General features: G+C 71.1%; 10 protein-coding genes. 6 read left to right on the forward strand and 4 right to left on the reverse strand.

Going from position 1 to position 11,119, the window contains the following annotated elements; genetic code table 11:
* Positions 1–73 precede the first annotated feature (73 nt).
* On the forward strand, positions 74–829 hold the full coding sequence (locus I3V78_RS28565) for an FHA domain-containing protein (RefSeq protein ID WP_204492118.1): 756 nt from the start codon (positions 74–76) through the stop codon (positions 827–829).
* Between the two features lie 70 nt (positions 830–899).
* Here the strand turns inward: I3V78_RS28565 and I3V78_RS28570 are convergent, their stop codons facing one another.
* Positions 900–1,262: a TraR/DksA C4-type zinc finger protein gene (locus tag I3V78_RS28570; RefSeq protein ID WP_204492120.1), complete on the reverse strand. Its 363-nt coding sequence runs from the start codon at positions 1,260–1,262 to the stop codon at positions 900–902.
* Positions 1,263–1,394: 132 nt separating this feature from the next.
* Here I3V78_RS28570 and I3V78_RS28575 point away from each other — a divergent pair, with 132 nt between their 5' ends.
* From I3V78_RS28575 to I3V78_RS28585, 3 genes are all read left to right on the forward strand, one after another.
* Complete coding sequence (locus I3V78_RS28575; RefSeq protein WP_204492122.1) at positions 1,395–2,276, forward strand: DNA integrity scanning protein DisA nucleotide-binding domain protein; 882 nt, start codon at positions 1,395–1,397, stop codon at positions 2,274–2,276.
* Between the two features lie 110 nt (positions 2,277–2,386).
* Entirely contained in the window at positions 2,387–4,129 is a 1,743-nt protein-coding gene (locus I3V78_RS28580) for a serine/threonine protein kinase (protein WP_204492125.1), read from the forward strand.
* Between the two features lie 39 nt (positions 4,130–4,168).
* Positions 4,169–5,056, forward strand: a complete 888-nt coding sequence (locus I3V78_RS28585) for a DUF2381 family protein (protein WP_204492127.1) — start codon at positions 4,169–4,171, stop codon at positions 5,054–5,056.
* 9 nt (positions 5,057–5,065) lie between these two features.
* Here I3V78_RS28585 and I3V78_RS28590 read toward each other — a convergent pair whose 3' ends face one another.
* The gene (locus tag I3V78_RS28590; RefSeq protein WP_204492130.1) at positions 5,066–5,800 is read right to left on the reverse strand and encodes an Imm52 family immunity protein; all 735 of its coding nucleotides are present in this window, start codon (positions 5,798–5,800) and stop codon (positions 5,066–5,068) included.
* A gap of 12 nt (positions 5,801–5,812) precedes the next feature.
* Positions 5,813–7,156 (reverse strand): Tox-REase-5 domain-containing protein, encoded by a 1,344-nt coding sequence (locus tag I3V78_RS40235; RefSeq protein WP_204492132.1) that lies wholly within the window; start codon positions 7,154–7,156, stop codon positions 5,813–5,815.
* A gap of 429 nt (positions 7,157–7,585) precedes the next feature.
* On the opposite strand from I3V78_RS40235, the gene I3V78_RS28600 reads away from it, so the two are divergent.
* Both I3V78_RS28600 and dhaL read left to right on the forward strand, forming a co-directional pair.
* Entirely contained in the window at positions 7,586–8,848 is a 1,263-nt protein-coding gene (locus I3V78_RS28600; RefSeq protein ID WP_204492135.1) for an FAD-dependent oxidoreductase, read from the forward strand.
* Positions 8,829–10,523, forward strand: a complete 1,695-nt coding sequence (dhaL, locus tag I3V78_RS28605; protein WP_204492137.1) for a dihydroxyacetone kinase subunit DhaL — start codon at positions 8,829–8,831, stop codon at positions 10,521–10,523. Before I3V78_RS28600 ends, dhaL begins: the two co-directional genes overlap by 20 nt.
* A 33-nt stretch (positions 10,524–10,556) precedes the next feature.
* Here the strand turns inward: dhaL and I3V78_RS28610 are convergent, their stop codons facing one another.
* Complete coding sequence (locus I3V78_RS28610; RefSeq protein WP_204492139.1) at positions 10,557–11,117, reverse strand: hypothetical protein; 561 nt, start codon at positions 11,115–11,117, stop codon at positions 10,557–10,559.
* Positions 11,118–11,119 lie beyond the last annotated feature (2 nt).

Consider the following 11,119-nt stretch of genomic DNA (forward strand, 5'->3'; position numbering starts at 1 on the left):
CGCAAGATGGACGCACCGCCGTTCGAGGTCCGAGCAACCCCCCGCCGGGCTTGATATGACCTGCCGCCCCGCCATGGCCTACTGTCCCCGCTGCGACGCCGAGAACCCCGACTCCGCCTCCACCTGCCACGTCTGTGGCTCGCCCCTCCGCTCGGGCACCATGGTGATGGCCGCGCCCAAACAGGCGCCCCGCCCCCAGGTCGCCCTCCGGGTGGTCCGGGCCGACGGCGGGCCGGAATCCGTGGTGCGCATGACCCGGGACACCCTCACCTGTGGCCCCCAGGGCGACCTGCCCCTGACGGACGACCCCTTCATCATGCCCGTCCAGGCGCGCTTCTTCTTCTCCGGGGGCCGGCTGGCCATGGAGGACGTGGGCGGCGCCAACGGCGTCTTCGCGCGCCTGCGGCAGGAAAAGGAGCTGCCCGTGGGGGGCGAGCTGCGGCTGGGCCGGCAGCGCCTGGTGCTCGAGCCCATTCCCGCCTCGGCGGTGGGTCCGGGCGGCGCCCACATCTGGGGCTCGTCCGACCCGGGCTACCGGCTGCGCCTGGTGCAGATCCTGGAGGGGGGCGTGCGCGGGGCGGCCTTCCCGCTCCGGGAGGGCGACAACCACCTGGGACGCGAGCAGGGCGACATCACCTTCCCCACCGACGGCTTCGTCTCCGGCCGCCACGCGCTCTTGCACGTGAAGCAGGACCGGCTGCGCGTCAAGGACGTGGGCTCGTCCAACGGCACCTTCCTGCGGCTGACCGGACCCGTGTTCGTGGAGAACGGGGACCACTTCCTCATCGGCCGCCAGTTGCTCCGGGTGGAAATCCAACTGACGGTGTGATGCACGGCGAGGGAGGCCCCCACGTGGGCCCGTGTATGAGGACGGGCCTCCCCCTGCCGCGCCCCACGGCTCAGCCGTAGGACTTTTCCTTCTTCTCCTGCTCTTCCTTGCACCGGATGCACAGCGTCGTCACCGGACGCGCGTCCAGCCGCTTGGGCGAGATGTCCTCCTCGCACCGCTCGCACACGCCGAACGTGCCGTTGTCGATGCGCTCCAGCGCCTTGTCGATCTTCTGCAGCAGGAACTTCTCCCGATCGCGCAGGCGGAACACCATCGACTGGGTGTACTCGGACGAAGCCTGGTCGATCTCATCCGGGAGGTCGTCGGTGTCGAAGCTGGACTCCTCCATCAGGGTCTTCTGCGCGCTCTGCAGCAAGCTCGCCTTGCTGTCCTCGAGCATCTTCTTGTAACGCTTGAGATCTTTCTGGTTCACAGCCTTAGGCTCCCGTGCAGCGGGGACGTGGGCCCAACATCCCCGAAAAAAAAGGCCGGAAAGCTTTATTCAGACGCGGTCTGGTGTCAAGGAGGCCCGGTTCGCGTCCAACACGCGGCCGACATGCATTCCATGAGCGATACCTCGAAATTCGACCGGGAGTTCCTGCGCGCCGCCCTCTCGCTTGCTGGCAAGGGGGAGGTGGACCACTTCCTCTACATCAGCGACGTGCTCATTCCCGTCGAGGATCTGCGCCGCCAGCATGCCCGGCGCAAGCTCGTCTACGCCGTGACAACGCCCCGGCTCGCGCAGGAACTGCTCGCCACCAAACAACGCGCCCTGGTGATTCCCGCCTACGACTACTCGCGCACCGAGCGGGTGAAGGTGGCCCTCGTGTCCGCCCTGTCCCAGGGGGCCTTCGCCGAGGGCAACCTCGTGCTGTGCATGACGGGCAAGCTCGGCCGCCCCCCGGACACCCTGATGCAGATGCGCATCGGCGGCTCGCTCGACGACCGGCTCGCCATCGAGGGGGTGAAGCTTGGCGACGAGTTCAACTCCCAGGTGGTGGACGCCCTCATCCAGCTCGCGCTGCAGATCGGCCAGGAGGGCTTCGAGGGTCACCCCATCGGCACCATCCTCACCATCGGCGACCACACGAGCGTGATGGAGAAGAGCCGGCAGATGACCATCAACCCGTTCCAGGGCCTGTCCGAGTCCGAGCGCAACGTGTTGGATCCGAAGATTCGCGAGGCCATCAAGAACTTCTCCGTGCTCGACGGCTCGTTCGTCATCCGCGAGGACGGCGTGGTGCTGGCCGCGGGCCGCTACCTGTCGGCCTCGGACGAGACGGTGAAGATTCCCCTCGGGCTGGGCGCGCGGCACGCCGCCGCGGCGAGCATCACCTCGACGACCAAGAGCATCGCGCTGGTGGTGAGCCAGACCTCGGGCGCGGTGCGCCTGTTCAAGGGCGGCCACATCGTGCTCGAGCTGCACCAGACGGCGCGCCGCACCTAGGCGTCCCGGGCCCCGCGCCGCGCGCATCCCCCCTGCCCACCCCTACCCGGGGCGTTCGGGTGCCGCCCTCACCTCCCTGGTAGCGTGCGCGCCTCCGGGAGGCAGGCGGCATGCGAGATGGACGAGGAGAGGCAGGGGACGAGTGGCTCGGGCTGGAGCTGGCCCCGGGCACCCAGGTGGCGGGCTTCTTCGTCGAGGGGCGGCTGGCCCGGGGCAGCTTCGGCGCGCTGTACGCGGCCCGGCGGGGCGCGCGGCGCTTCGCCATCAAGCTGGTGCCCCGCGACGAGCGCGGCGAGCGCGAGGTGGATGCGCTGCGGCGGGTCCAGGCCCTGCCGGTGGTGGGCTTTCTCGGCTACGGCCTGTGGCCGGACGAGGCCCCGCGCTTCCTCGTGCTCGCGCTGGAGCTCGTGGACGGGCCGGAGCTGGACGTGTGGGCGCGCGACTTCAACCCGGACGCCCACGAGCTGCTCGTCCAGGTGATGCGGCCGCTCGTGGACATCCTCGGCCGGGTGCATGCCGCCGGGGTGGTGCACCGGGACGTGAAGGAGTCCAACATCATCATCCGCCAGGGCGACGGGCGGCCGGTGCTGGTGGACTTCGGCGCCGCGGGCTTCGAGGGCGCGCCCCGGCTCACGCAGCGCATGCCCCCCGGCACGCCCGAGTACCGCAGCCCGGAGCTCCTGCGCTTCGCGCGCGAGTGGGTGGGCGAGCCGCCCCCCGAGCGACCCGGGGATGACCTGTGGGCGCTGGGCGTCACCTTCTACGCGCTGCTCACCCGGACGCTCCCCTTCGGAGACCGGCAGGGGCCCCTGGTGCGCCGCATCCTCGAGCACGACCCCGAGCCGCCCCACCTGCGCAACCCGCGGGTGCCCCGGGGGGTGAGCGAGCTGTGCCTGCGCATGCTGGAGAAGCGGCCCGAGGCGCGCTTCGCCGATGCGCCCGCGCTCGCGGCCGCGCTGATGGACGTGCTCGCCCAGGCGGACGACACCTGGCGCACGCGGCTGTTTCCCGGCGAGCGCCAGCTGACGGTGCGTGCGCCGGAGCCGTCCGTGCCCCCCTCCCCCCCGCGCGCCAGGCGGTGGCCGGTGGCGGTGGCGCTCGGGGGCCTGCTCGCGCTGGGCGGCGGGCTCGCCGCGCGGGAGTTGACCTCGGAGGACGGGCCCCCCACCCCACCTCCCGAGTCGGCCGCGCCCCGCCCCATGCAACAGGCCGCGTCTCGCCATGAATTGGCGCCCGAGCACATGACGGGAGAAGTTGGGTTCAACGCGGGACCTCGGAAGTCACCCACCCCCGCGCCCGTCGCTCCCGCGACGCACCCAACGGACCCCCCCATGAACCTCACCGCCACGAAGCGCCGCGCGCTCGCGCCCATCGCCGCCGCCTGCATCACCTCCGCCTGCGCGAGCGGGCCCAAGCCCATCGGTCCGCCGGGCGTGCCGCCCAGGTCCGACTGCCCCAAAGGCAGTGGATCCATGCACAATGTCTATGACCTGCCCGACGGGGGAGTCGTCCATGCCTCCCTGGGATGGCCTGGCAAGGACCCCGAGCGGTTCAATCACCTGCGCATTCCCGCCAAGAACGGGCCCATCGAGGCCAGGCTCGAGAGCGACGTGGGCTCCATGCCCGAGGGCACGGTGTTCCATGGGGAAATGATGCTCAGGGCCGATTTCAGCTACGCCAAGTTCACCCGAGCTCAATTGCCCGATGGCAAGGTCATCCCCGTCTGTCTGGCCTACGTCCGGAGCGTCGAGTTCAATACGCAGCGCGGCGACAAGTTGCCCGAGGGATTCATGCTCTGGGCCGGCGCCCAGTTGCGTGTCGTTCGGCCGTTCGTCGACTTCAAACTCCTCTGACATGTCCTGTCGTGCAGCCCCTGTGCCGCATCTCCTTCCATGAGTCCGTCCACGCTCTCGTTCCTGCTCGTGTACTCCGTCCTCGCCAGCACGACCCCTCTTGGGACCCGGGCGTGTGAGGAGGTTCAACGCATCGAACTGCCACGCCAACCCACCGGAGTCCTCGAGGTCTGCGTCAGGCCTCAATCCCTGACGGAGTTCACCTTCGATGCCCCCGTCGTGGTGCACGTGCAGGACGAAAACCGCTTCGAGCAGGTCACCCGGAGTCCGACGAGTCTCCAGGTCCTGCCCCCCAGGGATCTGGCTCCTGGGGAACGGATTCGGCTGTCCGTGACCTACCCGGATCGACAGGGACAAGAGACATTCCTCCTGGACCTGATGGGCATGGAGGGGCCCTCCACGCGTCACGTGGAAATCTCTCGGTCGCCCCGAGTCCCTGACGTCAACACGGACGCGCTGGCGGCGGAGCGCATCGAAAGCCAGCGCCTCCAAGCCGAATTGGCCCGTCTGGAGCGAGAACTCCATCAACTTCGCGAGACCCTCATGGACCCGCGACGACTGACAGGACTCGTTGCCAGTAGCTCCATCTCGAATTGGAGTGGAATCAAGATGCGTGCCTTCGCCATCACGAGTCAGGCGCCTCCCGTCGCCCCGTCGACACGGCAAGGCCTGTGCTATCGCTCGGCGTACCGAGTCGTCGTCGACATGGGCAAAGTCCCCGCACCGCTCCGGCCCTGGCGCGCGGAGAACGCCGACGCCTGGGATGCGGAGGGCCAGAAGCTGGAGATCGTGTCCATCGAGCGCGCTTCCGGCAGGCTCCTGATCGAATTCGCGGCGGAGTGGGGCAGGCGCCTCGGGGCCATGACATTGCGACTGCGCGCCGAGGATATCCAGGACTGGATGATCACGGGAATCGAGTGCGACTGATGTTCGCCCTCATTCGGATTGAAGGGCGCGTGGATCGACCACGCGCTTGAGCAGTCCTTTCGACTCCAGTTGGGATTGGACCCGCAGGGCCAGCGCCACCTGCGCGGGATTGCTCGGCGTGAGGCGGTCGGGACCCAAGAGGATCAACGTGCCCTTGTCCTCTAACGGGTGAGTGCTCACGGGCGCCGGGAGTTCCGGCACCTCGCCGCGCTGCCGCGCGAGGTAGGTGAGCCAGCCCACGAAGCATCCAAGGTGGCTGTCCTGAGAGAGCCGCTCCCAAAGGCCATCCGCCGTGGCGATGGCCCACTCCGGCTCCCAGGACACGGCCAGCGCATTCATCACCTTCGACAGAACAGACGCCGTGAGCATTCGCTCATGGCCCAGCGCTTCCTCGGGCAGAAAGAGGCGCACATGATTCGGGGCCACCTGGGCTTTCGAGCCACAGCGCATCATCACCATTCCTCCCTGCGTCTGATCCACGTGGCCTGTCCAAGCCCCCATGTGGAAGCCATCATTGCCGCTCTGGTACTTCTTCTTTCCGAAGAGTTCGAGGAAGCGCTCGCGCGTCGGCTCGAATTGAAGTGATGACACGTCACGCGTGGCACCGCTCTGGAAAAACCAGCGGGCGAAGCTCGGGTGGCATTCCGCCATGAGCGTGAAAAAGGTCTCCGCCCGTCGTGCACAGTCCTCCGGGGTTTCCGGACGGCACGCCCAGTAAGCTCCAACGACGTATGACTCACTCATGCGTGGCGATCCTCATGGCAATGGCGGTGTGTAGACGATTTCCACGGACTGGAGACCCACGGCGTTGAAATGTTTCCTGAGCACCATGACCATGCGCTCTTCCGCGACGTGCCAACGCAGCCGAAGTCCCCCCGCGACCCGAAGTTGCCGTTCGGCCTGTTCCAGCATTCCGCCAAGCCCTTCGTAGTTCCAGCGAGGTCTGAGGTTGTCGTCGAACCATTTTTCGTACTCGCGTGCCTTGGCTTCGAGCAGTGTGCCCGTCTTCGGATCGTAGCCGTCGTAATGGGCACACTCTCCCTCCCGACAAACCTTGTAGGACCACCGCCTGGGAGCACCGGTAACCTGGGCCTGATAGGCGCGGGCCTGCTCGGACATGCTGGACGTGTCCTCCACCCAGTGTCCGGGGCCGCCCGCGGGTGGCCAGCCACCACCGCCAGCGCCCTGGGCCCCCGTGTTCGCCATGTGGAGGACGTGGGTAGCACTCAGCGCGCCCCCCACCCCCGCGACGGCGCGCCCCGCCGGCAGCGCCACGACACGCACCGCCAGCAGCCCCTCTCCGGAGAGCGACAGCAAGGGGAGTGACACTTCTCCCAGCGCCCCACCCCAGGACGCCACTTTCGCCGCCCCCGCCCCGGACGTCCCCACCAGCAGCAGCGCCCCCGTGGCGAGCCGCGACACCGTGCGCACCCGCTCCGCGTGGGGCTTGTGGCGAAACTCCTCCCAGAGCCTCGGCGCGTTCGCGTACAGCCCGCGCACCGCCCCGGGAAGCTGTCCCAGGGCATTCAGCGTCTCCCCCGGGTGGAAGACGAGGCGGTAGACGCCCTCCACCATGTCCACCACCGCCAGGGCCGCCCCCTCCCCCACGGGCAGCACCACGCCGTCATCCGGTGCGTACAGGCCCGCCGGACGGGCGTCCTTCGCCACTTCCAGCGCTCCGTCCACCGCGAAGAGCCGACCTCCCTCGATGGCGTAGAAGGGGCCCACCTCGAAGCGCCCGGCGCGCAGGGTGCCGTCTGCATCCACCGTGGCCTGCCCCGCCCGCTGGAGCGCCTCCCCCGTCGTGGGCTTCACGAGGTAGCCATCCGGCCGCGCCACCAGCAGTTGCGTGAAGCGCCGCATGCGCGTGTGCAGCACCTCGCGCGACACCGGCGCGCCGCCCGTGGCCACCTCCATCAGCAGGTGCGCCGCCATGCGCCTGGGACCGAAATTGCTCAGCGTCACCGGCGTGGACAGCAGGTGCGGGAGCAGTTCCAGCGCCCGCTGGGGGGACAGCGTGCGGCCATCCTCGGGCAGCGCGTCGAAGGGTACGCCCACCCGCGACAGGAAGCCCTGGAAGTAGTCCAGGGTGATGGGCACCGCGTACGGCCTCCCCTCCCCCACGCCATCGGGCCAGCCGAGCTCCGCGCCGTGTTCCTCCGGAAGCGCGGCCTCGGCCTGGTCAGCGCGTCGCTCCTCGCGGACGCGCGGTGTCACCGGGACGACAGGGACGCCTCTCGTCCTCGCGTGTTCCCGAGCCACCGGGCTCACCCCCGGGGATGATGACCGCGAGGGGGCCGCGGGCCGTGCGCCCCCGAGAGAAGGACCCGTGACACACGCGGCATTCACCGCGAGCAGGAGCATCAGCACGCGGAGGGCGCGGCGTCCCGACATCACTCGCCACCCCTGAGGCAGGGCCATCGCGGTCTCCAGACAAGCCTCCCCAGGAGGCAGCGCCCGGTGAAGGTCGCCGGCCAAGGCCAAGGGGCGAGCACACCGTAGACCGGTCTTCACGGAGAAGACGAGCACATGAGGATTGGCATCATCGGCGGGGGAATTGGCGGCTTGACCCTGGCCCATGCGCTCCGCGCTCGGGGCTTCTCCCCCCAGGTCTTCGAGCGGGATGCGTCGGTGGAGCGAACGGCCGGCTACCGGCTGCACCTGAACGCCAGCGCCCTCGCCGCCCTGGAGCGAGGCGTTCCGTCTCCCCTGCTCCAGGCCCTGCGCGCCAGTGGAACCGGGCCCGAGTCCTTCACGCGCTTCTCCGTGCTCGACCACCATGGCCGCACCTGTCTCCGACTCCCCGTGTCCCCCGAGGAGGACATGCTGATGATCGGCCGACGCCCGCTGCGCGCCATCCTCGCCCGGGACCTCGGCGAGCAGGTGCGCTGGGGCGTGCGATTCACCGGCTATTCGGAGCACGCGGATCGGGTGGTGGTGCACCTGGACGGCGCCCGGGACGAAGAGGTCGACGTGCTCGTGGGGGCGGATGGCACGCGCTCGCGGATCACCCGGCAACTCAAGGGCCAGGAGGCCTCACGGCCCGCGGGCATCGTGGGCATCGCGGGGAAGACGCCCCTGACGGACGTCACGTCTCCCTCGGTGCCGGAGGCGCTGTTCCAGGGGCCCGGGTTCGCCATCGGGCCCCTCGGGGTGGGCATGTTCCTCTCCACGCACCAGCCGCGTCCCGCCGAGGCCCAGGTCCGCGCCGAGCTCGAGCCCGCGTATGTCGTGTGGTCCGTGGCCGCGCGGCTCGATCAGTTCTCCGGACCCCCGGAGGGCCTGTCACCGCGCGCGCTCGTCGCCGAGGCCCACCGCCTGATCGAGCGCTGGTCCCCGCGCTTCCACCACCTGCTGGAGGCCTCGGAGCCGGAGAGCCCGGCGGCGTTTGCCTTCGTGTTTCCCGCGACCCTCGGGCCCTGGAGCTCCGAACGCGTGACCCTGCTGGGCGATGCCATCCACCCCATGCCACCCACGGCGGGAGCGGGGGCGAGCACCGCCATCGTCGACGCGGTGCACCTGGCGGAGGACCTGGCGCGCGGGCCTCGCGCCGAGGCCCTGGCCCGCTACCAGGCCCGGATGCTCGGCTACGCGCCCGCCGTGGTGGACGAGGCCCGGCCGCCCCTGGCGTGGCAGCGCCGCCTCGCCCATCCCGTCCTGCGCGTCGTCGCCACCACCCTGGCCCTGCCCCTCGTGAGCGCCTCGCTGGCCGTGCTTGACGCCGTGCGCGCCCCGCGTCCAGCGTCGCGCATCCCCGTGCCTGGAGACGCCCATGAAGAAGCTCGTCAATGATCCCCGCGCCGTCGTGGGCGAGATGCTCGAAGGTCTGGTCTCGCTGCACCCCGGGCTCGCCCTGCTCGAGGGCGAGCACGTCATCCTCCGCTCGGACATTCCCCCCGAGCCCGCCGCGCGCCCCGTCGCCATCCTCTCCGGAGGCGGCAGCGGACACGAGCCCGCCCACGCGGGCTACGTGGGCCCCGGCATGCTCCACGCCGCCGTGGCCGGGGACGTGTTCACCTCGCCCAGCACGGACGCCGTGCTCGCCGCCCTGCGCGCCGTCTCCGGCCCCGCGGGCGCCCTGCTCGTGGTGAAGAACTACACCGGGGATCGGCTCAACTTCGGCCTCGCCGCCGAGCTGGCCCGGGCCGAGGGCATTCCCGTGGAGGTCGTCGTCGTGGCCGATGACGTGGCCCTGCGCGACACCGTGGAGCCCGCGCGGCGCCGGGGGCTCGCCGGGACAATCTGGGTCCATAAGGTGGCGGGCGCCGCGTCCGCCGCCGGCGCGTCGCTCGCCGAGGTGGCGCGCGAGGCCGCCGAGGCCGCCGCCCAACTGGGCACCATGGGCGTGGGGCTCGGCGCCTGCACGGTGCCCGCCGCCGGTCGGCCGGGCTTCACCCTCGGCGAGGACGAGATGGAGCTGGGCCTCGGCATCCACGGGGAGCAGGGCGTGCGCCGCGTGCCGCTCCAGCCCGCGGATGCCCTCGTGGACACCCTGCTCTCCACGATCCTCGCGGACCGCCAGTGGGGCCCGGGCGAGCGCGTGGCCCTGCTCGTCAACGGCCTGGGGGGAACGCCCGCCCAGGAGCTGGCGATCATCGCCCGCCGGGCCCTGGCCTTCCTGCACGCGCGGGGACTGCGCGTGGAGCGGGCCTGGAGTGGCGCGTTCCTGACGGCCCTGGAGATGCCGGGCTGCTCGCTCTCCTTGATGAAGGTGGATGATGCCCGGCTGGCGCGGCTCGATGCCCCGGCCTCCGCGCCGGCCTGGCCGGGCAACGGCCGCATCGCCCCGCCGGTGCGCCGTGCGTCCTCCGCGTCCCCGCCCCAGGCCGACGCCTCCGTCGCGCGCACACCCGGCATGGAGCGCGTCTCCGAGGCCCTGCTCGCGGTCGCCCAGGCGCTCGATGCCGCCGAGGCCCGGTTGACGGAGCTCGACGCGGCGGCGGGAGACGGCGACCTGGGCTTGAGCCTGGCGCGAGGCGCGGCGGCGATCCGCGCCCTGCCCGAGACGGCCTGGACGAGCCCCGCGCGGGCCCTGACGGCCGTGGGCGAGGCCTTGCGCCGGAGCATTGGCGGCAGCTCGGGGCCTTTCTACGCCACCGCCCTGCTGCGGGCCGCGCGCCAGTTGGAGGACGCCCCCGCGTCGGCACGGGCCTGGGCCGAGGCCTTCCGCGCGGGCGTGGCCGCGGTGGCGGAGCTCGGAGGCGCCCGTCCCGGGGATCGCACCATGCTCGATGCCCTGCACCCGGCCGCGGAGGCCTTCGCGCACGCCCTCGCGCAGGGCGAGCCCCCCGCCCTGGCCTGGGCCCGGGCCCTCCAGGCGGCCCGGGAGGGCACCGAGGCCACCCGGCACATGACGCCGCGCCTGGGCCGGGCCAGCTACCTCGGCACGCGGGCGCTCGGGGTGCCGGACGCCGGCGCCGAGGGCGTCTGCGTCTGGCTGGCGGCGCTCACCCCCTTCATCCGGTAGGCCGCTCGGTTTCCAGGAAGGGCGCGCCGGGGCTCACTCGGGTTTGCCGGTCGTCCCGCGCTCCTCCCGGTAGATGTTCGCGAGCGCGTGCGCGCGTTCGATCTCATCCCGGGCCGCGTCCACGGCGAGCACCTTCTCGAAGCGCTGCACCTGCTCGCGCAGCGCCGAACTCATGAGCCCGCCGACCGCCAGGCGCGCGGAGGCGCTCTCCCGCTCGGCGCGCAACTCCGCCACGCGCTGGCCCAGGTCCGAGGCCGCCTCCAGGAGCAAGAGGCCGTCCTGTTCCGCCCGGACGAACGATTCGCGGGTGGAGTGCAGCAGGGCCTCCGTCTGCGAGCGATCCCGCTCCAGGGCCGGGGTGATCTTCGCGTCCCCCCGGGCCTGCACGAGGCGCCGGTCGATCTCCTCCAGCCGCTGGGCGTAGCGCGACTCGGAGCGGGCCAGGTCGCCCTTGAGCGCGAGCAGCGTGGCGGCGGACTTGCGGATGCCAGCCCCCTGCCGTTCGAGATCCTCGATGAGCTGATCGAACGCGGCGAGCGGATCCGTCACCGGAGGGGGCGAGCGCCGCAGTCTCTTGCGCAACCAGTCGAACATGG

Origin of the sequence: Archangium primigenium, assembly GCF_016904885.1 — a bacterium.
Lineage (GTDB): Bacteria > Myxococcota > Myxococcia > Myxococcales > Myxococcaceae > Cystobacter > Cystobacter primigenius.